The sequence below is a fragment of the Alkalibacillus salilacus genome (assembly GCF_030812915.1).
Lineage (GTDB): Bacteria > Bacillota > Bacilli > Bacillales > Alkalibacillaceae > Alkalibacillus > Alkalibacillus salilacus.
Genome location: NZ_JAUSTQ010000004.1, coordinates 195,020 through 218,409 on the forward strand (window position 1 = coordinate 195,020; position 23,390 = coordinate 218,409).

The window sequence follows — 23,390 nt, forward strand, 5'->3', positions numbered from 1 at the left end:
TCCCCTTTTACTTCTAATCAAGTAGTGGTGTAATGACCTTACAATAGTTATATACCCATTTTAACGTAAAATAGATTCTCAATAAGTGGTTTATTTAAAAATTTAAAAGATCATTTTCAGAAACTATAATAACTTTTATATACAGTTTATAGTAAAATGACTGAACAGATGAGTTTTTCTGTGAAGACACTTATTTCTTTTGCCTGTTTCAAATTCACTAAAAGGGGAATTAATACCATACAGAGGTGATTACATGCACTACCGTCACGCGTTATTTTTATTTAATGGCAATAAAAACGTCCAAGAAAAAGATACGATGTTAAAACAAACCATGCCAATATTAGCTACTCAAATCAAAGCTATCGACCTCGTTCAAACAGAATCAGAACAAGAACTAAAAGATTGTTGCCAAACGATTTCACAGTATGATTTGTTAATTTTGTACGGAGGCGATGGCACTTTACATACAGCCGTTAACGAATTAGCTGAACTAGATGACATGCCGCCTATTTTGTTACTCCCTGGAGGTACGTGTAACGATTTCTCACGTACACTTGGACTGCCACAGAACCTCAAAAAATTTGGACCGGTCATCAATCATAATGAGACAACAGATGTTGATATTACTCAAATTAACAATCACTTTTACACAAACTTTGCTGGGATGGGTCTTATTACTGATGCCTCTGAAGGTATTGATCAAGAGTTAAAGGAATCATTCGGGACATTAAGTTATTTCATTAGTGCTATTCAGTCTTTTCAAGAAGGCGATACGAAACGATTTTATGTCAAAGCTGACGGTGAAGATTATGAAATCGATGCCGCCATGTTACTTGTGATGAATGGATCTTTCATCGGAACACATCATTTCCCGATTGAAACAATAGACTTTAGCGATGAACGCTTAGATATTGTCATTGTTGAGGAATCAAATATGAACACCATTAAAGAATGGCTGTCGTTGAAAAATGTCTTCAGTCGTACAAAAGAACTTAGCCAAATTCGTCATTTTCAAGCGAAAAATGTTGTCATTGAGTCGGATCGAACATTACAAGTGGACACAGATGGTGAAAATTATATCCAAACCCCCGCTCATATAACAGCAGGTAAGAAAAAGTTAACATTTATCACCAGCCCAGGCATGTAGCAAAAAAAAGGTAAAATTTATATAAAAGAATTTACTGTTTTCAACACTATATGAGTTGAAAATATGGTATGATTAAGTTGTCATTATTTAGGAGAGGGGTAACAAGATGAAGAAAGTATTACTCACAGCTGTATTGGTGCTATTTGTTGTGCTAGCGGCGTGTGGAGATGAACGTAGTGATAAGGAAGTTGTCGTTGACGCATTCGATAACATGATGAACGCTGAAAGTTATGAATCGTCATCAACAGTGGACTTTGAGTTAAGTGGCAATATGAATGATCCAATGTTTGACCAAGTTACGAGTATGTTAAATGATTTTGAACTACAAGTTGACCAAACATATGATCAAGAAGCACAAATGCAAGAAGTGGTCATGGATATTAGCGGTTCGATTCCGCCATTATCTCTAGATGTCCAGCTTCCATTCTTACAAGACTTAGAAAACCAGATCATGTATATGAGTACAGATAGTTTAGCTGATAACTTAGGCATGATGTTCCCAATTCCTGAAGAAGCTAAAGGGAAACTTGTGAAGATGGACTTACAGAACATGCAAGAAGTAGAAGGTCAAGACATGCCTGAGATGGATCAGGAAGAAATGCAACAACGCGCACAAACTATTGCTGATGATTTCATCGAACAAAAAGATGAAGGCGACTTTACACAAGAAGAAGATCGTTATTCTGTGTCAATTACACAAGAAGATTTTCGTTACTTAATGGAAGCCTTCATGGAAGAGTTTGATGAAATGTTCACTCAAGAAGAGGTAGATACATTTAATCAAGATTTCGATTCCATGATGGAAGAAATGGATGAAGTCTTAACCGTTGAACAATTTGATATGTCAATGGTGATTGAAGATGACCAGATTCAAGAAGATACTATTGAAGCTGATCTGTTATTTGAAGATCCAGAATCAGATGAGTCGATGCAATTTTACATGAATGTGCAAACGACTTACAGCAACCGTAACGGTGATGTTGAATTTAGTATTGATCCAGAAAATGAAGAAACAATTAGTTTTGAAGAATTAAATCAGATGATGAATGATATGATGATGCAAGATATGGGTGGCATGAACTAATAAACCCACAATCTCTCGGGAACTTCCCGGGAGATTTTTTTATTAGAATTTATTAATGTTAGAGTTGAATGACATTGGTTGAGCACTTCGTTGTTGAATTGTGAGAAGCGAAGGTGGCGACTCCTGGTCGACTAAAAGCGGTCACGTCCTGTGACCAACGTCCACATTAGGCCGTCCGGGCCGTCACGGGAATAGCACGTGTCTCGAGACCCCCAGAGGCCCACAGGATGTGGGTCACTTCGGCGTTCGGACAGGACGTCCGGTAGTTAGCCGAAGTTCCTTTAGTTCCGAGGAGGCTCGAGCCGTGCCCCTGCATAGAAAACACTGTGAAAAACGAACGTAGTGAGATTGAGCAGATGTTGCACTTGTGCCCTATGGGTGAAAGCGTCCACCGAAAGCGGATCGCAATTCAACAACGGACTTAAAAAACTTTTATTGAAACAACCGATTCGATACCCCATACAAGCAAATTGAAACAAGAATGATACCACTGTGGTGAATCATTGGCGTTATTAATAGACCTGTTACCATGACCAAGGCTGAAATTGATAAACCAATTCCTAAAAATGTTAGCTCTCGATTAATAGCATATCCCCATAACATCAGGCCGACTGGAAATCCTAATGACAATATTCCAATGGGTAATAATATTCCATGTTGAGACAACACATTTTGCTCAACTTCATTAGCTAAATCCAGCAACGAAACGAACTGACTAATCATGAGAAAAGGAATTCCCGTCCATAATATAAGCAAACTAACACGCCATAATTTAGACGATTCATAACGCCAATAACCCACTAATCCAACTTGAATCAAAAATAAGCCGAACAGCAAACTGTATACGAGTAGCTCATGATTTGACCCCGTCCTCCCCGCTTCACCAAATCCTAATATTGCTGGTATGGAAAATAAGACAATTCCGATTCGGAAAAAACATCTCACATTAATCCCTCTCTTCACACCATCACGTATAAGTTCGTCATACCCTCTTCATACTAACATTAAGCATTTATGAAGAAGGTGAACACATGGGAACACAAGACAACTCCTCTCCCGTTTATAAAGATTTTAAGAAAAATGTACAATTTCTAAAAGAACAACTTCGTGTTGATGATAATTTTGATGTCATTCATCATCAACTCGTCCACGCTGAACGAAAAATGGCTCTCTTCTATGTAGATGGTTTTGCTAATAATTATTCTTTAGTTGAAACAATCAAGAGTTTGAACAATGTGGAGACGTCTGACCTAAAAAAGGACCCAATTGATACGTTAACTCAATCTATCATTCCACACCAAGAAGTTGAAACGACAGATGATCTCGAAACGGTCATCACTCAAGTCCTATCAGGTCAATCTGCATTCATTGTTGAAGATTGTGATGAAGCCATTTTAGTCGATACACGAGAATATTCCATACGTTCGCCCCAAGAACCTGACCTAGAAAGGGTTGTACGAGGACCGCGTGATGGTTTCGTGGAAACGATTGTCTTCAATGCCGGTCTCATACGTCGTCACATTCGCGACCGTTCACTTAATATGAAATATATGCAAGTTGGGACAAGGTCGAAAAAGGATATTGCCATCGCCTATATCGATAGCATTGCGGATCAGGATATAGTAGATAAACTTACACAATCGATCGAGGCCATTGAAGTCGATGGGTTATCTATGGGAGAGAAAACACTTGAAGAATATATATTTGGCAAACGGCTCAACCCCTATCCACTCGTCCGTTATACCGAGCGTAGTGATACAGCAAGTGTGCATTTATTAGAGGGACATGTTTTAATCATTGTCGACGGTTCACCGAGTGTCATGATCTGTCCAACAACTTTTTGGCATCATTTGCAACATGCTGAGGAATATCGCCAATCGCCTGTTGTCGGGATGTTCCTTCGTTGGGTACGATTCGCAGCGATTCTCATTGCTCTTTTTCTATTACCGATGTGGTATTTACTCGCAACGGATCAACAGTTAGGAGGCGAAAATTTTCAATTCATTGGCATTGAACAACCTGGGCAAATCCCTATATTTGTTCAGTTCTTATTAGCTGAAGTCGGGGTTGAAATATTGAGGATGGCAGCAATTCATACCCCTAGCGCTTTAGCAACCGCGCTCGGACTTGTCTCAGCCATTCTCATTGGCGAGATTGCAGTAGAAGTTGGATTGTTCACACATGAAGTAATCCTATATATTGCTGCTGCAGTCATCGGGAGCTACGCGACACCAAGTTATGAAATGAGTCTTGCTAACCGGATTTTTAGATTAATTTTTTTAACGGGTGCCGCCGCTTTTGGTTCGACAGGTTTTATTATAATTATAACTTTATGGATCCTTTTATTAATTAAGACCAAGACGCTTGATGTTCCATATTTATGGCCATTTATTCCATTTGATGGTCGTGCTTTTTTATTAACCCTTTTCCGTTCACCTATTCCATACAATGACCTAAGACCAAGTATCTTGCATACAACGGATCCAACTAGGCAAAAACCCAAACGTAAGTTGCTTTAATAATCTTGGTAAGTAAAAGAATAGGGACAAACGCCTTCACATACGCATAGATATAGAATGACACTGAAGGAAAAGGAAGTGACATCTATTGTTTTATCATGTGAAGGAATTGCAGTTCGAAGCTAAACCCGAACGACCTGATCCTCTGTTTGCTAGACGCCTTCAAGAAATTTTAGGCGGGCAATACGGAGAAATTTCAGTTGCGATGCAATACTTATTCCAAGGATTTAATTTGCGTATGGAAGGAAAGTATAAGGATTTACTTTATGACGTTGGGACAGAAGAATTAGCACATGTTGAAATGTTAGCGACAATGATTGCTCGTCTATTAGATGATGCACCAGCAGGTACTCTTGAGCAAGCTTCTGAAGACCCTGCTATGGCTGCCATTATTGGCGGCATGAACCCTCAGCACGCCATCGTTTCAGGACTTGGCGCTATGCCACAAGACAGTAATGGTTACAGTTGGACGGCAGATTATATTGGAGCAAGTGGCAATTTGATTGCCGATTTTCGCGCGAATGTTATGGCGGAGTCACAAGGACGCCTTCAAGCCACTCGTTTATATGAAATGACGAACGACCGTGGCGTCAAAGATATGTTATCTTTCTTAATTGCTCGCGATCGCATGCACCAGAATATGTGGTTAGCCGCCTTACAAGAGCTTGAAGAACGTGAAGGTGTTGTGGTTCCGTCGACCTTCCCTTCTAATCAAGAATTGAAGTCAGTGGCTTATGACTTCTACAATTTTTCACAAGGAAATGCAAGTGCTGAAGGGCGTTGGGCGCACGGACCAAGTATTGACGGCTGTTCTTACTTTAATTACGTGCCTAATCCACCAGCTTATGGAGGCATCCCTTCCATTCCACCAGCACCACCTTATACATTTAATACAAATTTCAATATTCCGCCGCAACTTTGCTAAGGGGCTTCAAACATACATTTTGATTCTCGCTAAACCAACATGTTACAAAGGAAATTAGAAAAGGAGGAATTACCATGGCAAATTCAATCTTAATGATTTTAACTAATCACGAAACGATCACAGAAGATCACAAAACAGGATTATGGCTAGAAGAATTCGCGGTTCCTTATCTTAAGTTTCTAGAACAAGGATATGATGTGAAAGTGACTAGTGTTGTGGGTGGCAAAGTTCCCCTTGATCCAAATAGTATTGAAGACCGACCAGAATGGAAAGCTGCTGAAACAGCGTTAGAAAATACTGAACAATTATCCAAAGCAGACGCAAATGCATTTGATGGTATCTTTTTACCAGGTGGACATGGCACAATGTTCGACTTACCAGACAATGAAACGTTACAATACGTCTTACAGCAATACGCTGAAAAAGATAAAGTCATCGGTTCTGTTTGTCATGGTCCTGCTGGATTAGTCAATGTGACCTATGAAGATGGAACACCTATTGTCAAAGGCAAGAACCTAACAGCATTCACAGATGAAGAAGAGAAAGAAATGCAATTAGATGAATACATGCCTTTCATGCTTGAATCGAAATTGCGTGAACAAGGTGCAAACTTTGAACGTGGTGATAAGTGGAGCGATTATTCAGTTCGCGATCATAACATTATCACGGGGCAAAACCCACAATCCAGTGGTTCAACAGCTGACCGTTTTATCCGTGCGATCGAAGCACAAACAGTATCCTAATAACAGAAAGGCTACTTCTTATTTTAAGGAGTAGCCTTTAAGTTTCTTAAACGCTGTAGTATGATAAATTTAGCATTAAAAGCATGATCACAAGGAGCTCTCAATATGAACTGGCGATTTTGGGAATACATATTTCATTATGAACATTGGTACAGCTTAATGATTGCTGCAGCCATATTTTTCGGCTTTTTAATCGCAAGAAGATTATTTGCGAAGTATATTTTCAAACTCATTTTAGCTGTGACTCATAAAACCAAATCAGATCTACTCAATTATATTGTAAAATCATATGAAAAGCCGGTCGGATGGTTATTTGTCATTGTCGGGGTTTATATTGCTGTTTATTATGTTCCCTTTCTCGAACAAGACAATGAATTATTCGAACACTTCATCCGTTCATCTGTCATCATTGTGATTACCTGGGGACTCTATAATTTAGCTTCAAGCTCCTCGTTATTGCTGATGAAAGTGAACGACAAAATCAATTTAGAGATTGACCAAATCTTAATTCCTTTCTTATCTAAAGCGATTCGATTTATTGTCATTGCCATCAGTCTAAGCATTATCGCACAAGAATTTGGCTATGATGTAAGCGGCTTTGTAGCAGGACTCGGCCTTGGTGGATTAGCCTTTGCACTTGCGGCCCAAGAAGTGATCAAAAATTTGTTTGGAGGCGTTGTGATTATCACAGAAAAGCCGTTCACGATGGGTGATTGGATAGAAACCCCTAGCGTTGAGGGCTTCGTTGAAGATATCACATTTAGAAGTACACGAGTGAGAACTTTCGCTGAATCACTTGTGACACTTCCTAATGCAACACTATCAAACGAACCGATTACAAATTGGAGTGAAATGGGCAAGCGCCGTATTTACTTTAACTTAGGTGTTGAATATAGTACACCTAAAGAGAAGCTTGAGACTGTAGTTAAACGTATTCGTGAACTACTAGAGAATCATAATGATATTGATCCAGAAACAATTGCCGTGCGCTTTACTGAATATAATAGTAGTAGTTTAGATATTATGCTTTATTTCTTTACGAAAACGACGGATTGGGGAGAATATATCAAAATTAAAGAAGATATTAACTTACAAATCATGGACATCTTATCAGAAGAAGATGTTTCTGTTGCCTTCCCAACACGAACATTATATTTGAATGCCGAAGATGAATCCGTTGAACGTATGAATAAACCTTTTAACCAAGATGAATAAAGTCGAAGTAGCGCGCTACTTCGACTTTATTATATTATGTCGACTGTGCTTTTGGTTTTTTAGGGAAAACTCGATTCGCCATTTTCGGTGCGTTTTGAAATAATACGACACCAATTAAAGCTGACATTAAGATAAACACACTACTAAATGCCATGATCTCTTGTGATGCTAAAGCAGCGATAATAATAGAAAATTCACCGCGCTGTGTAAAGGATAACCCGGCTCTTAAAGAAACACGTTTTGACATCCCATACGATTGTCCGCCCCAATAACCTACTGCTAACTTAGCAATAATTGACCAAACCAATAGGACCAATAACAGCGGAACCATTGGAATCCCTTCTGTTAATTCAATATTCGTACCGAAATAAACAAAGAACAAAGGTAATAATAAGTCACGAAAGTTTATAACTAAATGCTCCATTTCTTCTGTCCGTTTTAACTCGGCTAATACAATTCCAGCCAAGAAAGCGCCCAACACTTCAGAAAGATCTAAATATAACGCTAAACCACCGTATGTTAAGGCTAAGCCTATGACAAACAGTACAAAAAAGTCTTCGTTCATATAACGATCAACAAACGGACGAAACTTCGGCATCACCCATAATGATAGGAGAACGGCTCCCGCCATAAGAAGTAATACTTGTAACAAAATCAAACTAATAGAACCCGCAGTAATCGCTGAACCAGCTGTTAATCCTACTAAAATCGCGACTAAAACAGGCGCAACTATATCCTCAAAGATTAACAAGCCTAACATAAATTCAGACTCTTTGTTCGCCATTCTCTTACTACCCTCTAGTAATTTTGCGGTGATTGAGGAACTAGTCGCATAAGCCACACCACCGATCAGCATCGCCGTAATCCAGTCGACACCGAACATCAAAGCAATGCCCATAGCCACACCGAAACTGAGTATGACATCAAGAATACCTGCTTTAAACACCTTTTTAGCTACTTGACTTAACTGTTTTAAAGGAAATTCCATACCTAACATAAAGAACAATAAAATAATGCCTACTTCTCCAGCAAAACTTAATATATGCGAATCCTCAATCAAGCCCCCAATCACCAGTCCAACGAATAAGAACGTGATGACATTGGGAACTTTAATTTTAAGCGAGATATACCCGACCACAAATAGTAATAATAACAGTAACCCTGCTGATAACATCTCTGGTAAGTCCATGAGCTGTTATTCCTTACAGGTCTTTTCAAAATCTTCGACCGCTTTTTTCCGGCCAAGTACCATTAAAGTATCACCTTCATGAATCACTACATCATCAGCAGGTTTGGACAACAGTTCATCTTCACGGAAAACAGCCACGATCGACACTTCGTTTTCACTCAAGTTTTGCGCACTGCCAACTGACCGTTCAATCATGCAAGAACCTTGTTTTATATCCACCCAATTAACCAGTGCCTTTTTCCGAACGAGGCTCATTTGATCATAAGAGTCTTCTTCAGGCGTTTCCTCACGACTTCCAAGCAATTTGATCGCCAACTCTTTAGTTTCCTCTGAAGTAAAAGTTGTCGAAAATAAAGGTTCATCATCGTCATCATCCTCTAAATAATAAAATTCTCGTTTTCCACTATGATGTAAAATCATAACAGTATAGATTCCTTCACTATTTTTAAAGGTGATTTTCTTACCGACACCTGGTAATTCTGTTTCATGAAATTGCATAAAGCGCCTCCTCTATTTCTTCTTATCCCTATTATATATAGAATTTTTCCCATTTGCTAATAAGTTTTAAGCAATTGTTCATACTAATGACGTGATTAGTAAGGAGGCTATGAATATGAAAAAGCATCATCAAAAAGAAACGTTGACGAACCAACAAGGTCATCCTGTCACGGATAACCAAAACGCTCGAACCGTTGGTAAACGTGGTCCGATGGTACTTGAAAACTATGATTTTCTTGAGAAAATCAGTCACTTTGATCGTGAGAAAATCCCTGAACGTATTGTTCATGCACGTGGTGCTGGTGCTTATGGCTACTTTGAATCTTATGGTGAGTTAGATGGTGAACCTCTATCAAAATACACTCGGGCTAAAGTATTTGAAAAAGGTAAACAAACACCTGTCTTTGTCCGATTTTCCACCGTTAACCATGGTAAGCATTCTCCTGAAACACTACGAGATCCCCGTGGTTTTGCTGTGAAATTTTATACGGAAGATGGTAACTGGGATTTAGTCGGCAATAATCTAAAAATCTTTTTTATCCGAGATCCCATCAAGTTTCCTGACTTTGTTCACGCCTTTCAACCCGATCCTGTCACCAATATACAAGACCCTGAGCGAATTATGGATTTCGTCAGTCAATCACCTGAGGCAACCCATATGATCACGTTCCTGTTTTCACCTTGGGGTATTCCTGCGAATTATCGTTATATGCAGGGATCAGGTGTCCATGCTTACAGATGGGTAAATGCTGAAGGAAAAGCTGTCTTGGTTAAATATCACTGGGAACCTGTTCAAGGCATTAAGAATTTAACACAAACAGAAGCGAACCAGATCCAAGGCGAAAACTTTAATCATGCCACAGAAGATTTATATAACGCCATTGAAGAAGGAAATTATCCAGAATGGGAATTATATGTTCAAATCATGGAAGAAGGTGAGCATCCAGAGCTCGATTTCGACCCTCTCGACCCGACTAAATTGTGGTATCGTGACCAATTCCCATGGCATAAAGTCGGTAAAATGGTGTTAAATGACAATCCGAAAAATTATCACGCTGAAGTGGAACAGTCTGCATTTGGTACAGGCGTTCTCGTCGATGGCCTCGACTTTTCAGACGACAAACTATTACAAGGTAGAACCTATTCTTATTCCGATACACAACGTTATCGTGTCGGCCCAAACTACTTACAGTTACCGATTAACAGCCCAATAAAAGGGATTCGTACGAATCAAAACGGTGGTCAAATGGATTACCGCACAGATTACGCTGAGGACAAAAGTCCACATATTAACTACGAACCTTCAGCGCTAGATGGATACCTTGAAGCCGAGAATCCTGGTGAGGAACATGAACCTTATGTGGAAGGCCATATCGTGCGCGATCCTATCGAACGGCAAAATCATTTCGGTCAAGCAGGTGAAACTTACCGCCGCATGAATGAATGGGAACAGAATGAATTAATCAATAACTTGGTTAATGCTTTATCACAATGTCATGAAACCATTCAAAATCATATGATCGAAAACTTAACTAAAGCTGATTCAGAGTACGGAAAACGTGTGGCTCAGGGCTTAAATGATCCAAATGCAACTCCTGATCCTAAATTAAATTCAGATGAAATTGGTCACCCTTCAGACCCTTATTAAGTTATTACAAACTTCTAATACCTCCTATGGTGTTAGAAGTTTTTTGTTTCTTAAGAATTGAATTTAGACTAAACATGAGTATACGTAACCAAATAAGCGCTATTTTATAAATGATTGAGTTAAGCTCAGGAAAATACCAGTAAATATCTGATAATTATAATTTTTATATTTGTATGGTGTTTTTCAAAGCAATCACTCAAATGAGAAAATAATAATCGTATATTGTTTTTTATATCATAATGAAAAAGATAAACAGGAAGGGGATTCTTACATTATGAAAACAGTTAAATTACAAGACATTATTGGAACAGAAAACGACGTTAGAGGGGAAAACTGGGACAGTCGTCGCCTGTTATTAAAGAAAGATGGCATGGGTTTTTCTCTACATGACACGGTGATTAAAGCCGGAACAGAGACACATATTTGGTATCAAAACCATTTAGAAGCAGTCTACTGCATCGAAGGCGATGGTGAGGTCGAAACACTAAAAGATAACAAGGTCTACAAAATCACACCAGGTACGGTTTATTCGTTAGACGAGCATGATGAGCACCTCCTGCGCGGTGGAAAAGAAGATATGCGCGTTGTTTGCGTCTTTAACCCGCCACTTTCAGGTAAGGAAGTGCATGACGAGAACGGCGTTTATCCAGTTGATGAAGATTAATAAGAAATTAAAAAGTGCTAGATTGCTAAGCTTGAGCAATCTAGCACTTTTTTAACCTTTCATCTTACTTGTGAATTGATCGACTAACAGTGCAATCGCGCCATCACCTGTTATATTCGTCGCTGTACCAAAGCTATCTTGAGCCATATACAATGCAATCATGAGCGCAATAGCGGATTCTGTAAAACCGAGCATCGAACCTAAAATACCGATCGCTGCCATAATAGCACCACCAGGAACACCAGGTGCTGCAATCATGATTACACCAAGTGTTACAATAACTGGTAAAATATCAAATAATCCAGGCGTACTAAAACCATCCATGACGGACATAACGGCAACCGTACAACTCACAATCGTAATCATACTACCCGATAAATGAATGTTAGCACTTAAAGGTACTGTAAAATCTGCCACATCTTCTTTCACATTATTTTGTTTTGCTTGCTTTAACGTCACTGGAATTGTAGCAGCACTACTCATCGTACCAAGTCCAGTGAAATAAGCTGGTAGCATTGTTTTGAGTAACTTGAATGGATTTTGTCCAGTATAAAAACCTGCAACTGTATATTGAATGGTTAACCATATCCAATGCATGACGATCGCAACCACTAGCACAACACCAAACACAGATAATGTGTCAAAGACTGTGCCTTCTGCGGCCATTTCTGTAAATATCCCTGCGATGAAAAACGGTAAAATAGGGATAATAACACGCATAATCACAAATTCAACGACCGTCTTACCTTCATCAAAGACCTTAATTAAGGCCTCACTTTTAAGCTTCGCCATAGCAATACCAAACGTAAATGCTAAAACTAATGCTGTTATGACCCCCATTAACGGATCAATCGTTAAATCAAGAAAACTTTCAGGTGCACTCCCTTCCTCTGGGGCCGTACCATCACTTGCTACGAATGGCATAATAATTGTCGCAACAAAAAAAGCTGCCGTCCCAGCTAAAATGGTTGATGTGTAAGCCGTCCCCAAAGTTAGCCCGACTAATTTGCCAGAATTCTGACCTAAATGAGATACCCCTGAAGCAATAAAAAATAAAATAATGAGCGGAATCATGAATTCAATAAACTGTCCGAATAGGTCACTGATTGTCACAAGGGAACGCGTTAACCACTCAATCCCTATTAATCCAATAATTGTACCGAGAATAATACCTGTTAATAATTTTAATATGAGTTTCATTTGATTGGTCGACTCCCTTCTTGCTAAAAAGTATTAAGAGATATCATACCGTTTTAAAATCAAAATCACAATGCTATTTCAAATAATCGGAATAATGAGATTATTTTCAAAAAAATAAAAAGCGAATGGTTCTTACCATCCGCTCTTTATCAAATACTATCGATTTTGTAGAGAAATTTTAGTCTGTCGTTTTTGGAAATCAACATTTGGGTAATACGTATCTTTGACTAACACATTCGGACCTAAACATTTCGCCATTGGACAATGGCAATTCAACGACTGAGCTAAGTTGGATGCCATCCACTGATCGAAACTTTTAACTAAAGGCGTATGTTGAATATTACCAAGACTCGGTTCATCTCCAAAGTCCGTCACCGTTACTTCACCAGAAAAGATATTCACATTTAATCGTGAGCGCCCATCAGGATCATTACGGACTGTAACATTTTTCGCTTCATCTAGGCGTTGCAGTAATTCTAAGTCATCATTTGATTGGCTACATGGATAAAACGGCAGTGTCCCGAAAAGCATCCAGACATCTTCATCACGAATATCTAGTAAATGACGAATCCCGTGTTTCATCTCATCAAGTGACAATGTCTCTAAATCTTTCGCGAAATCGACTGGATACATCGGGTGAATCTCGTGACGAGCACACCCCATTTGTAAGACATGTTCGTGAATCTCTTGTAAATGTGGGTACGTTCGGCCATTTAACATGGTTTCGGCTGAGACCATGACACCTTCAGCGGAAAGTCTCTGACTATTATCAACTAACCGATCGAAAAACATCGCACGACTATCAAATGAAGGTTTCCGTTCCATTAGAGCAAAACCAGTTTCCGCAAACTCATCAACGGTGCCCCAATTATGCGAAATATGTAGGACATCTAAATAAGGAACAATGGCTTCATATCGTTCGTAAGGAAGTGTTAAATTAGAATTAATTTGCGTACGAACTCCACGTTCATGGGCATAACGCAATAACGGAACGACGTATTGTTCAACGGACTTTTTCGATAACATCGGTTCGCCACCCGTAATACTCAAAGTCCGTAAATGTGGCACTTCATCTAATCGTTTTAAAAGTACATCAATCGGTAGTGGGTCAGGGTCGCGGTTCATTAACGTATCTCCAACCGCACAATGACGACAACGCATATTACATAAATGCGTTGTCGTGAATTCAATATTAGAGAGCACGAGTTCTCCGTGTTCGTCAACGTCCATATACGCTTCCCAAGGATCATAGCTAGGTGATAACTCTTGGTGTTGATTACTCATTTGCATAAGTTTCGTCCTTTCTAAACGTCATAATCTATCACCATTCTAACATAACGAATAGGTTACTAACGGACGAATTCCCAAGCTGTTTAACACTAGACTAAGATGCGATTATCTTCTTTCACCGTTTTGACAATATCCTGCACAATTGCATGAGCAGTTGGTTTCTCACCTGCCCCCGCTCCTTCTAATTTTAAGGATCCAAGTCGATCACTAGATATGACAATCGCATTTTGTACGCCATCAACTGAAGATAATGGGTGGTTTTCTTCAACCCATGTCGGCTCAACCACAATTTCAATTGCCGATTCTGACGTAGCATCAATCGTTACAAGTGGTTTTAATACTTGATTAGTTTGCTTATTCAGGACTTCGTCTAATTGCAATTGATCAAGGCCTTTTCGCCGATTGACTGTGATCTCCTGATAATCTTTTCGGAGTAAATTAGCTAATATATAGGCTTTATTTAAGGCGTCAAATCCATCAATATCATGGCTTGGATCCGCTTCTGCATAACCGAGTCGTGTCGCTTGAGTTAATGCTTCATGAAAGGTTAATCCCTCTTTTGCAACCGCGGTTAAGATATAATTGGACGTTCCATTTAAAATCGCCTCGATGCGATGAACCGATTCAAGTTGATGAATCTGGTTAAGTGTATCAATAATCGGAATGCCACCAGCTACAGATGCATCGTACTTCACATTAATCCTGCGCTCTTCAGCTAGTTCTTGCAGCTTCTGCCCTCTTGCCGCATACATAGCTTTATTGGCTGTAACGACATGGCATCCTTGTTCAATGGCCGCTGTGACGTATTGATAAGCTGACTCAACCCCTGTAATCGCCTCAACTACGATATCAATCTGTTGAGCTAGCACATCATCCATATTGGTCGTAAGTAGGACATGGTTCGCTACGTCACGATGTTTCGATTCATCATTGACGAGTACAGCCGTCACCTGGACTGGGCGATTTAACGTTTGTTCTAATGATTGTTGTTCTTCTTTAATATGAGCATAAACTCCTTTACCGACTGTTCCAAACCCTAATATCGCAACACGAATCGGCTCCATAATAAGCCTCCTTTATGAATGAACCTCACTCTCCTGTGATGTTTTGCCTGTCGCCGCTTCAATCGCTTGCTCTAAGTCAGCAATTAAATCATCGACATGTTCGATCCCAACAGATAAGCGAATTAAATCTTCGGTTACGCCCGATGCTTTGCGTTCTTCTTCATTTAACTGTTGATGAGTGGTACTCGCTGGATGAATAATTAAACTTTTCGCATCACCGACATTGGCCAAATGCGACCATAATTGAGCATTGTCAATAACAGAGGCACCCGCTTCTTTTCCACCTTTGATACCAAACACCACGATCGATCCTGCACCTTTAGGTAAATATTTAGCTGCTAATGACCGTGATGGGTGATCATCTTTTTCTGGATAAAGCACCCAATCGACGGCTGGATGTTGATCTAAGTATTCGACAATGCGATGAGCATTCGAAACGTGTTCTTTCATCCGCACATGTAATGTTTCAAGCCCTAGTGCTAATTGGAAGGCATTATACGGACTTAATGTCGCCCCAGTATCACGAAGAACTTGAACACGCGCCTTCGTAATAAATGCGGCCTCAGGTAGTGCTTCAGAATACACAATCCCGTGGTAACTCGAATCAGGTTCCGTGAAGCCTGGGAACTTCGGCGAATTCCAATCAAACTTACCAGCATCAACTAATACACCACCTAGCGTCGTACCATTACCACCTAACCATTTCGTTGCTGAATGTACGACGAGATCCGCTCCATAATCAATTGGACGAAGTAAATAAGGTGTCGGGAACGTATTATCAACGATTAATGGTACACCTGCTTCGTGTGCAATCTCTGCCACTTTTTCTATATCTAGTACGTGTAAACCAGGGTTCCCAATCGTTTCAGCAAAGACTGCTTTTGTTTTCGGCGTAATTGCTTCGCGGAAATTCTCAGGTTCAGTCGGGTCGACAAAGTGTGTGGTAATACCATGTTTCGGTAATGTCGTTGAGAATAAGTTGTATGTGCCTCCGTATAAAGTAGAAGCTGCTACAATCTCATCTCCCGCTTCAGCTAAGTTAAAAATCGCACCTGAAATCGACGCCATACCACTGGAAAAAGCTAAGGCACCAATCCCACCTTCTAATTGGGCAACACGATCCTCAAATGCACCCACTGTTGGATTGCCAATACGTGAATAGATAAAGCCTTCTTCTTGTAAAGAAAATAAATTCGCCGCGTGTTCTGTATGATTGAACTGATAAGAGTTCGTTTGATAGATCGGTAATGCGCGTGCTCCCGTTGCTGGATCTGCTTCTAAACCACCGTGAATACCAATTGTTTCTACTCGATACTGTTCTTGATTACTCATATTAATCGCTCCTTATTTATCTATTTGTTGAAGGACCTTCTCAACTTCTGGTCCCCAATGATCAAATTCAACTAAAAATCCATCATGACCAAACGTTGTATCAACATGTATATAATGTGCTTCTTGATCAAATGCTTGAAGCTCTTGGATAAACTGTCTAATTTCTTCTGGTGGATATAACAAGTCATGTTGAAAACCGAATGCATATACAGGGACTTGCCAATCAAAAAAGATTTGCTCTAAATCATCACGTCCTCGACTAAGGTCATGACTATTCATCGCTTCTAACAACACTAAGTAACTATTCGCATCAAAACGCTCAGCAATTTTTTCCGCCTGATGGTTCAAATATTGCGCGACTTGATATTGGTCACCATCATGTTCTCGGTTAAACCTCGACTGAAATAGCGGTGCGGAACGATAGGTAATCATGCCAATCGAACGTGCTAAACCAAGTCCTTCTTTCGGAAATTTTCCTTGCTTCCAATTAGGGTCTTGGCGAATCGCTTGAGCCGAAATATGATTAAAGGCAATCGCATAGTCACTGAACTGCGTGGTAACAGCTAGTGGTATAATCGCTTTAATAAACCACGGATACATCACAGCCCACTCAAGCACTTGCATGCCTCCTAATGAACCACCCATCACAGCATGAAGTTGATGAACGCCTAACTTCTTCAAAGCTAAAAATTGAATCTCGACTAAATCACGAACCGTTAAAGTCGGAAAGTCAGCACCATATGTCCGACCTGTTTCTGGATTTAGCGATAGTGGCCCTGTAGAGCCGTGACATCCACCTAATGTATTAAAGGTAATCACCTCATATTGATCGAGATCAACATAACCTCCTTCATGGATTAACCCTCGCCACCATCCAGGGTCATCTTCTGTACCTACTGTGATATGATTGCCTGTTAAAGCATGGCAAACAAGGATGATAGGGGCACCTTTTGTTCCAGCTCGTTCATAAACAAGTTCAATTTCTTTAAGAAACGTCCCTGACTCTAACGTCACGTTTGGAATCACTACACGATCAGTGACTCTGTTCATATTGCTGTCATCCTTTCGCTTTCAAAACCATAAAAAACCTCCCTACCTTTGAAAGATAGAGAGGTGTAAATAGACGAATCCATTTGTCTCTCTCATCTCCCAAAGCAATCACTTGCTTCGCAGGAATTAGCACCTTTCAAACCATTGTTCGAAGGTTGCCGGGCGTCGTCGGGCCAGTCCCTCAGCCACTCTTGATAAGAGTTGAAATTGTTATACAATTTTGTTAATTAGATTATATGCATCTTACCACTTACTTATTCTTAAGTCAATAACCAGATTAAACTTCTTGTTTTTTTGAAGCTTCAATCTTAGCTAACTTCGCCTGTACTTCTTCTTCAGATAAACCGTGCTCCTCGATATAGCGATTGCGAGGGTGCTCGCGGCACTCAGGTGAACAACTTCTCATATAGAAATGTTCATTCTCTTCAGAAGCTAGTAACTGTTCATTACAATCCGGGTTCGCGCAGTTAATATAACGTTCACATGGCTCACCTGTGAAATAATCACGACCCACGACATTGTGTTCAACTTGATTAATCGGTACTGTAATGCGCTCATCGAACACATAGCATTGGCCGTCCCAAAGATCTCCTTGAACTTCAGGGTCTTTACCGTATGTGACGATTCCACCATGTAACTGACCGACATCATCTATACCTTCTTCTTTCAACCAACCTGTAAAACGCTCACAACGAATACCACCTGTACAATACGTTAAGACACGTTTACCTTCAAGCATGTCTTTGTTTTCCTTAATCCAATCAGGCAGTTCGCGGAAAGTGCGAATGTTCGGGCGAATGGCGCCACGAAAATGACCTACATCATACTCATAATCGTTACGCGCATCTAGAATAATCGCATCATCACGTTGCATCTCTTCATGGAATTCTTTCGGATCAAGAAATTCAGCCGTATCTTCCATTGGTGAGACGTCTTCTTCTTCATCCAAGCTTAAATTCACGATTTCATCGCGATGGCGAACATGCATCTTCTTAAATGCGTGATCATCCGCTTCATCAATCTTAAATTCGATGTCCGCAAAGCGTGGGTCAGCACGCAATCCTTCCATATATTGATTCGTTTGTTCAACCGTTCCTGAGACAGTTCCATTCAAACCTTCCTCAGCAACTAATATACGACCCTTTAAACCAAGGTCGAAGCAGAATTGTAAGTGCTCATCACGAAATGTTTCCGGATCCTCAATCGGAACATATTTGTAATAAAGCAATACTCTGTAATCCTTATTAGACATTATGATCACCTTGCTTTTATATATTTTCAAATTAATTTTATCTATAGTTACCAACACTGTATTATATAATATCATAGGAAAATCAGCAACCAAATCAATTCACCAAAAGGTTAATCAAGCGTTCACATTTAAAATTGTATTGATCCATGATAAAGTAATTGAGATAGTCCGAAAGAGGTGAAGCCATGAAACCAATCGAAAGTCAGATCGTTCAATATAGAGGTAGTCATTACCATTTTGGTTTTGAACAAGGAAAAGCTCTGAAAGATTCTAAAATCATACATAATCGATTGAAGCATTGGAAAATAAGACGTCCACGTTTCCAGATTGATATCGATGAAACAAAAGAACAATTTATGAGATTCGCACCACAAATATGGGATGAATTGTTAGGTTTACGCGATGGATTAGAAATGCCCCTAGAAGAAGTATTACGTGACTTTGGCGGCTATCGAGTAGAAATTAACCGAAGTGGCTGCTCAATCTTAACTGAACAAGACTATATGATTCGTAATTACGATTATCATCCTCAAACTTATGAGGGGCGTTTTAATTTATTCCAGCCTAATGATGGTGGTTATGCAACGATTGGACCAACTTCACGGTTAACCGGCCGTATGGATGGCATGAATGAGCATGGTCTTGTGATGGCTTATAATTTCACCCATCGCAAAACGCCTGAAGCTGGTTTTGTCTGCTATATGATTGGAAGAATGATTTTAGAAACATGCCGAAATGTTGAAGAAGCGAAGCAGTTATTACAATCATTACCTCATAGAAATGCATTTAGCTATATATTATTAGATCCAAATGGAGAGACATATATCGTAGAAGCAAGCCCAAGAGGTGTTGCCATTCGTACAGCTAATGTTTGTACGAACCATTTCGAAAAATTAACCGATGAAAATCGTCATTACCTTGGTGATTCCTACGAGCGCGAAGAAGCCATCAATCATCAACGTTATCCAAATATGAGTGCAGATGTTGCCTTTCAATTAATGAATGACCGAGGTGGTAGTATTTTCGCAGACAACTATAAAAGCTGGTCAGGTACTATTCATACTTCTGCCTACTTTCCCAAGGAACGTGAAGTTTGGTTTGCACTTGGTGGTGATGCTGAACCTACACGGTTTAACTTTGGCGACTGGTTAAATGGGGAGGATTTGAATCGAGATAAAATGTACGGAGAAGTTGAGACGGAGCTCCCGTTTGCCCATATGGATTAAACACATGATTTAATCATGTAAAAAGCCTCAAAAGGAATCTTCCTTTTGAGGCTTAATTTATAATTAATCCAATTGTTGATACCAGTCCTGAGCAGCTTTAATTTCACCTAAATTCAGCTGATGACCTTGACTCTCCCAATGAAGCTTAACGTCTGCTCCAGCACCAGATAAAATAGCCTTCAAGTCTTCAGACTCTTGAGCTGGACAAATCGGGTCGTTCGTTCCAGCCGCTATAAACACACCCTTACCTGATAAATCTGGTAAATCAATACCTCGTCTCGGTACCATTGGATGATGCAAACTCGCTGCGCGCAGTGAATCTTGATAATGGAATAGCAGACTACCTGCGATATTAGCACCATTGGAATAGCCAACCGCAATAACATTCTGACGGTCAAATCCATAATCTTTAGCTGCTTGATCAAGAAACTCATACAGTTCCTTCGTGCGGAAAATCAAATCCTCTTCATCAAACACACCTTCCGCTAATCGTTTAAAATAACGAGGCATGCCATTTTCTGATACATTCCCTCTCACACTTAACACATTAGCTGTTGGGTCAATATAATCGACAAGTGGTAACAAATCTTCTTCCGTGCCACCTGTTCCATGCAACAATAATAATGTAGGGCTATCTAGGCTTTCGCCTTCTTTAAAAATATGCTTCATCGTGTCACTCCTTTAACCACCAATAATAACTGGTTAATCTAATAAAATCTTACCACTTATTTATCTTAACTTCAAAATGATTGCCTTATGTTTGTTATTCTGTTGATTGGGGAAGCGTAACTTTAAGAACTCATTAAGGTGGTGATCATATGTTACGCACAATTTTAATGGTTATAGGTGCAATCGTCGTAATCGGTTGGATTCTTTCTATGCTTTAAGTCTTCAAAAGTATAGCCATTATATAATGAAGTATTACATTTATTCCCCCAACAAACGACAGCATCCCTGGATCTAAATCTAGGGATGCTTTTATATTAGGACTGGTTTGTTAACTCATCATATTCTTCACCATAATAACGACGGGCCTTAATCTCGTGAACTAAACGGATCGTCGGTTTAATCATCAATTGAAAACTGCCTAGGACAAACAGCGTTACTCCCCACACTTTTAATGGTTCAAAATAGAAAAACACACTCCCTACTAAAAACCATGTAGCAATCGTAAAATCATTTATGGTATACAACAAATTATAAATATCTTTATAAAATCGATTATGACTTCTCATTCGTTCATCAATATAGGCTTCGCGAGACAATTGATTAGCATCAGCTAAATCTTGTTCTTGTTTTAATGCCATCTCATCAACCTCCCTCAAAATATGACATTGTCATATGACTATATCCTTAAAATCTTTATTTAAAACATAAAAAAATGACCGAAAATCGGCCATTCTTTTGGTTTAAGTGCTATGATTTATTGTTGAAATAGGCTTCTGCTTTTTCTAAATAAACCTCATCACCTGGCATCATTTCTAAATCCTCTACAATTGCTGAAACCGGACAAACTGATACACATGCTCCACAGTTAATACAAACTTCAGGATCTATGTAAAATTGATCCCCTCCATCTTCTATACAATCAACAGGACAGACATCCACACATTCTGCTGCCTTTTCGTTTTGACAAGGGCTTGTAATGACAAACGCCATATGAATTACCTCCTTCTGTCCCTTCTATTTTACCTTAAACAATCTTATCTTCAAACAAATAAAAATAAAGCCTCGGCTTATAAGCCAAGGCCTTATCGAGATTGAGTTATTCTTCTTCACTATCTTCTTCAGTTTGATCATCAGGATGCTCACCTTGTAGATAACCGAATTGGAAGTTGTCATATTTCCATTCGCCGTCGACATTGACAACATTGTAAACGTAGTTACCGCGATATTCTTCGCCTTCATCAATTGTCATGCTAACCTGTAGATTATCTTCCATTAACTCTAAAGAATCGACTGTTGAAGCAAGCTCTTCATCAAACAAGAATGTATAGTCCTTTTCAGCCCATGTTAAGCTTCCTTCTTCACCTTCAAGTGCTTCACTCGCAACTTCGTTAGCTTGTTCTTCTGTAATTGGTGCTTCATCAACTAAGTGTTGAGCAAACTCATCAACTGATTCAAAGTCCGCTTCTGCACTAGCTTCATATGACTCTTCCATAACAGCACTATAATCACGCATCACATTTAAAGCTTGTTCTTCAGGTGAACCATCTTCTGAGCTACTGTCTTCACTATCCTCAGAACTGCTCTCTCCATCAGAACCTTCTTCATTCTCTACTTCTTCGTTTCCTTCTTGGTTGTTTTCTTGATCTTCTGATGACTCATCATCCCCACCATTACACGCCGCTAATACTAGCATCGTAACAAACAGGAACATGACTAAACGTTTCATGAAACCCCTCCTGGTACTTGTTTTATTTTTCTGACAAATACTAGTCTAAATATCTATGAAATCGCTGTCAATCAAAAAGTTACGTGTTACGAAATTTTTCGACATTCTTTCACAACAATTAGAGTAAAAAGGGCTCTGCCAAATAGAAGCCTTGACCTTGTTCAACACCTAATTGGCGCGCTACATCCAAGTGACTAGCTGATTCAATACCTTCAAGAATAAATTGTGTATTGGTTTCTTTACAATAACCGATTAAAGACTCGATCATTTTTTGTTTAAGTGTTGAATAAGCCAATTCTGAGGTGAAATAACGATCCATTTTGATAATATCCGGCTCCAATTCAATCATCAATCGAAAAGAAGACGACCCTTTGCCAACATCATCAATCGACAATAGGAAACCATAATCTTTTAGTTGTTGGACGGATTCTTTTAGTGAATCAAGATTTTTAATCGCTTCAAGCTCAACCAACTCCACAATGACTTGATCAGGAGCCATGTGATAATCGTTAACGAGACCAGACAAGAAGGATGGGAAGTCTACTGTTGAAACCGTTGATGGTAACACATTAATACATAACACCCCTGAAGACACGTCGCTTTCATTAAATTGTTTAACAGCATGGCTGACCGATAGTTTATCTAGTTTAAGTAATGTCTCTCGATCTTGTATCGACCGAAAAAATTCATCAGGTGCATCAATCCACTCCGATCGTAATAATGCTTCGTAACCAACAATCGTTTGACTATTTAAATTCAATATCGGCTGGAACCGGTGATAAAAAGCTTGATAATCAATTAATTGACGAACCACATCTACTGACATGTCAATACGCTCCTTTAGCTCATTAACCTGATAACACTATTAAATACTAAAATGAGTAGCCACGCAATAAAAGATATTCTGGTTTAAACAAAGTCCATCAAGTATTTCCTTTGGTATAAATGC

The 23,390-nt window shown here is 39.4% G+C and carries 22 protein-coding genes, 1 pseudogene and 1 riboswitch; of the genes and pseudogenes, 9 read left to right on the forward strand and 14 right to left on the reverse strand.

What is annotated here, in order from left to right; translation table 11 throughout:
* Window positions 1-253: 253 nt before the first annotated feature.
* Together J2S77_RS06880 and J2S77_RS06885 are read left to right on the forward strand one after the other, a co-directional pair.
* Entirely contained in the window at window positions 254-1,147 is an 894-nt protein-coding gene (locus J2S77_RS06880) for a diacylglycerol/lipid kinase family protein (RefSeq protein ID WP_306975882.1), read from the forward strand.
* Between the two features lie 106 nt (window positions 1,148-1,253).
* Window positions 1,254-2,231 carry a hypothetical protein gene (locus J2S77_RS06885; RefSeq protein WP_306975886.1) on the forward strand — a complete coding sequence of 326 codons (978 nt, stop codon included), beginning with the start codon at window positions 1,254-1,256 and terminating at the stop codon, window positions 2,229-2,231.
* 432 nt (window positions 2,232-2,663) lie between these two features.
* On the opposite strand, the gene J2S77_RS06890 is transcribed toward J2S77_RS06885, so the two are convergent.
* Complete coding sequence (locus tag J2S77_RS06890) at window positions 2,664-3,176, reverse strand: hypothetical protein (RefSeq protein ID WP_306975888.1); 513 nt, start codon at window positions 3,174-3,176, stop codon at window positions 2,664-2,666.
* A gap of 86 nt (window positions 3,177-3,262) precedes the next feature.
* On the opposite strand from J2S77_RS06890, the gene J2S77_RS06895 reads away from it, so the two are divergent.
* From J2S77_RS06895 to J2S77_RS06910, 4 genes are all read left to right on the forward strand, one after another.
* Entirely contained in the window at window positions 3,263-4,750 is a 1,488-nt protein-coding gene (locus J2S77_RS06895) for a spore germination protein (RefSeq protein ID WP_306975890.1), read from the forward strand.
* Between the two features lie 88 nt (window positions 4,751-4,838).
* Entirely contained in the window at window positions 4,839-5,675 is an 837-nt protein-coding gene (locus J2S77_RS06900) for a manganese catalase (protein ID WP_306975892.1), read from the forward strand.
* Between the two features lie 74 nt (window positions 5,676-5,749).
* The gene (locus tag J2S77_RS06905) at window positions 5,750-6,418 is read left to right on the forward strand and encodes a type 1 glutamine amidotransferase domain-containing protein (protein ID WP_306975893.1); all 669 of its coding nucleotides are present in this window, start codon (window positions 5,750-5,752) and stop codon (window positions 6,416-6,418) included.
* 105 nt (window positions 6,419-6,523) lie between these two features.
* Complete coding sequence (locus J2S77_RS06910) at window positions 6,524-7,633, forward strand: mechanosensitive ion channel domain-containing protein (protein ID WP_306975894.1); 1,110 nt, start codon at window positions 6,524-6,526, stop codon at window positions 7,631-7,633.
* A gap of 34 nt (window positions 7,634-7,667) precedes the next feature.
* On the opposite strand, the gene J2S77_RS06915 is transcribed toward J2S77_RS06910, so the two are convergent.
* Together J2S77_RS06915 and J2S77_RS06920 are read right to left on the reverse strand one after the other, a co-directional pair.
* A complete protein-coding gene (locus tag J2S77_RS06915) occupies window positions 7,668-8,822 on the reverse strand; it encodes a cation:proton antiporter (RefSeq protein ID WP_306975895.1) in 1,155 nt (384 codons plus the stop codon).
* 6 nt (window positions 8,823-8,828) lie between these two features.
* Window positions 8,829-9,320, reverse strand: coding sequence for a cation:proton antiporter regulatory subunit (locus tag J2S77_RS06920; RefSeq protein WP_306975896.1), 492 nt, complete (start codon window positions 9,318-9,320; stop codon window positions 8,829-8,831).
* 109 nt (window positions 9,321-9,429) lie between these two features.
* Here J2S77_RS06920 and J2S77_RS06925 point away from each other — a divergent pair.
* Both J2S77_RS06925 and J2S77_RS06930 read left to right on the forward strand, forming a co-directional pair.
* A pseudogene (locus J2S77_RS06925) lies at window positions 9,430-10,896 on the forward strand (catalase); the annotation flags it as partial.
* A gap of 346 nt (window positions 10,897-11,242) precedes the next feature.
* Window positions 11,243-11,632 carry an ectoine synthase gene (locus J2S77_RS06930; protein ID WP_306975901.1) on the forward strand — a complete coding sequence of 130 codons (390 nt, stop codon included), beginning with the start codon at window positions 11,243-11,245 and terminating at the stop codon, window positions 11,630-11,632.
* A 51-nt stretch (window positions 11,633-11,683) separates the two neighbouring features.
* On the opposite strand, the gene J2S77_RS06935 is transcribed toward J2S77_RS06930, so the two are convergent.
* From J2S77_RS06935 to trhO, 6 genes are all read right to left on the reverse strand, one after another.
* Window positions 11,684-12,832, reverse strand: coding sequence for a dicarboxylate/amino acid:cation symporter (locus tag J2S77_RS06935; protein WP_306975903.1), 1,149 nt, complete (start codon window positions 12,830-12,832; stop codon window positions 11,684-11,686).
* Window positions 12,833-12,988: 156 nt separating this feature from the next.
* Complete coding sequence (gene yfkAB, locus J2S77_RS06940; protein WP_306975905.1) at window positions 12,989-14,122, reverse strand: radical SAM/CxCxxxxC motif protein YfkAB; 1,134 nt, start codon at window positions 14,120-14,122, stop codon at window positions 12,989-12,991.
* A gap of 89 nt (window positions 14,123-14,211) precedes the next feature.
* Window positions 14,212-15,186 carry a homoserine dehydrogenase gene (locus tag J2S77_RS06945; RefSeq protein WP_306975907.1) on the reverse strand — a complete coding sequence of 325 codons (975 nt, stop codon included), beginning with the start codon at window positions 15,184-15,186 and terminating at the stop codon, window positions 14,212-14,214.
* Between the two features lie 12 nt (window positions 15,187-15,198).
* The gene (locus J2S77_RS06950; RefSeq protein WP_306975909.1) at window positions 15,199-16,518 is read right to left on the reverse strand and encodes an O-acetylhomoserine aminocarboxypropyltransferase/cysteine synthase family protein; all 1,320 of its coding nucleotides are present in this window, start codon (window positions 16,516-16,518) and stop codon (window positions 15,199-15,201) included.
* A 12-nt stretch (window positions 16,519-16,530) separates the two neighbouring features.
* Window positions 16,531-17,568, reverse strand: a complete 1,038-nt coding sequence (gene metX / locus J2S77_RS06955) for a homoserine O-acetyltransferase MetX (protein WP_306975911.1) — start codon at window positions 17,566-17,568, stop codon at window positions 16,531-16,533.
* Between the two features lie 89 nt (window positions 17,569-17,657).
* Window positions 17,658-17,769: riboswitch (SAM riboswitch) on the reverse strand.
* A gap of 76 nt (window positions 17,770-17,845) precedes the next feature.
* Window positions 17,846-18,820 carry an oxygen-dependent tRNA uridine(34) hydroxylase TrhO gene (gene trhO / locus J2S77_RS06960; RefSeq protein ID WP_306975912.1) on the reverse strand — a complete coding sequence of 325 codons (975 nt, stop codon included), beginning with the start codon at window positions 18,818-18,820 and terminating at the stop codon, window positions 17,846-17,848.
* Between the two features lie 185 nt (window positions 18,821-19,005).
* Between trhO and J2S77_RS06965 the strand changes: the two genes are divergently transcribed.
* A complete protein-coding gene (locus J2S77_RS06965; RefSeq protein ID WP_306975915.1) occupies window positions 19,006-20,046 on the forward strand; it encodes a C45 family autoproteolytic acyltransferase/hydrolase in 1,041 nt (346 codons plus the stop codon).
* Window positions 20,047-20,109: 63 nt separating this feature from the next.
* Here the strand turns inward: J2S77_RS06965 and J2S77_RS06970 are convergent, their stop codons facing one another.
* The 5 genes from J2S77_RS06970 to J2S77_RS06990 form a co-directional block, all read right to left on the reverse strand.
* Entirely contained in the window at window positions 20,110-20,715 is a 606-nt protein-coding gene (locus tag J2S77_RS06970; RefSeq protein ID WP_306975917.1) for an alpha/beta hydrolase, read from the reverse strand.
* Window positions 20,716-21,029: 314 nt separating this feature from the next.
* Complete coding sequence (locus J2S77_RS06975; protein WP_306975918.1) at window positions 21,030-21,353, reverse strand: YrhK family protein; 324 nt, start codon at window positions 21,351-21,353, stop codon at window positions 21,030-21,032.
* A gap of 109 nt (window positions 21,354-21,462) precedes the next feature.
* Window positions 21,463-21,705, reverse strand: coding sequence for a ferredoxin family protein (locus tag J2S77_RS06980; protein WP_306975920.1), 243 nt, complete (start codon window positions 21,703-21,705; stop codon window positions 21,463-21,465).
* A 106-nt stretch (window positions 21,706-21,811) separates the two neighbouring features.
* Window positions 21,812-22,441, reverse strand: a complete 630-nt coding sequence (locus tag J2S77_RS06985) for a hypothetical protein (protein ID WP_306975921.1) — start codon at window positions 22,439-22,441, stop codon at window positions 21,812-21,814.
* Between the two features lie 118 nt (window positions 22,442-22,559).
* Entirely contained in the window at window positions 22,560-23,267 is a 708-nt protein-coding gene (locus J2S77_RS06990; protein WP_306975923.1) for an EAL domain-containing protein, read from the reverse strand.
* Window positions 23,268-23,390: the final 123 nt, after the last annotated feature.

Bases quoted from the DNA above. Each gene is read 5' to 3' on its own strand.
- J2S77_RS06880 (WP_306975882.1), top strand. From the start codon at position 254: ATGCACTACCGTCACGCGTTATTTTTATTTAATGGCAATAAAAACGTC.
- J2S77_RS06885 (WP_306975886.1), top strand. From the start codon at position 1,254: ATGAAGAAAGTATTACTCACAGCTGTATTGGTGCTATTTGTTGTGCTA.
- J2S77_RS06895 (WP_306975890.1), top strand. From the start codon at position 3,263: ATGGGAACACAAGACAACTCCTCTCCCGTTTATAAAGATTTTAAGAAA.
- J2S77_RS06905 (WP_306975893.1), top strand. From the start codon at position 5,750: ATGGCAAATTCAATCTTAATGATTTTAACTAATCACGAAACGATCACA.
- J2S77_RS06910 (WP_306975894.1), top strand. From the start codon at position 6,524: ATGAACTGGCGATTTTGGGAATACATATTTCATTATGAACATTGGTAC.
- J2S77_RS06915 (WP_306975895.1), bottom strand. From the start codon at position 8,822: ATGGACTTACCAGAGATGTTATCAGCAGGGTTACTGTTATTATTACTA.
- J2S77_RS06920 (WP_306975896.1), bottom strand. From the start codon at position 9,320: ATGCAATTTCATGAAACAGAATTACCAGGTGTCGGTAAGAAAATCACC.
- J2S77_RS06930 (WP_306975901.1), top strand. From the start codon at position 11,243: ATGAAAACAGTTAAATTACAAGACATTATTGGAACAGAAAACGACGTT.
- J2S77_RS06935 (WP_306975903.1), bottom strand. From the start codon at position 12,832: ATGAAACTCATATTAAAATTATTAACAGGTATTATTCTCGGTACAATT.
- yfkAB (WP_306975905.1), bottom strand. From the start codon at position 14,122: ATGCAAATGAGTAATCAACACCAAGAGTTATCACCTAGCTATGATCCT.
- J2S77_RS06945 (WP_306975907.1), bottom strand. From the start codon at position 15,186: ATGGAGCCGATTCGTGTTGCGATATTAGGGTTTGGAACAGTCGGTAAA.
- J2S77_RS06950 (WP_306975909.1), bottom strand. From the start codon at position 16,518: ATGAGTAATCAAGAACAGTATCGAGTAGAAACAATTGGTATTCACGGT.
- metX (WP_306975911.1), bottom strand. From the start codon at position 17,568: ATGAACAGAGTCACTGATCGTGTAGTGATTCCAAACGTGACGTTAGAG.
- trhO (WP_306975912.1), bottom strand. From the start codon at position 18,820: ATGTCTAATAAGGATTACAGAGTATTGCTTTATTACAAATATGTTCCG.
- J2S77_RS06965 (WP_306975915.1), top strand. From the start codon at position 19,006: ATGAAACCAATCGAAAGTCAGATCGTTCAATATAGAGGTAGTCATTAC.
- J2S77_RS06970 (WP_306975917.1), bottom strand. From the start codon at position 20,715: ATGAAGCATATTTTTAAAGAAGGCGAAAGCCTAGATAGCCCTACATTA.
- J2S77_RS06975 (WP_306975918.1), bottom strand. From the start codon at position 21,353: ATGGCATTAAAACAAGAACAAGATTTAGCTGATGCTAATCAATTGTCT.
- J2S77_RS06980 (WP_306975920.1), bottom strand. From the start codon at position 21,705: ATGGCGTTTGTCATTACAAGCCCTTGTCAAAACGAAAAGGCAGCAGAA.
- J2S77_RS06985 (WP_306975921.1), bottom strand. From the start codon at position 22,441: ATGAAACGTTTAGTCATGTTCCTGTTTGTTACGATGCTAGTATTAGCG.
- J2S77_RS06990 (WP_306975923.1), bottom strand. From the start codon at position 23,267: ATGTCAGTAGATGTGGTTCGTCAATTAATTGATTATCAAGCTTTTTAT.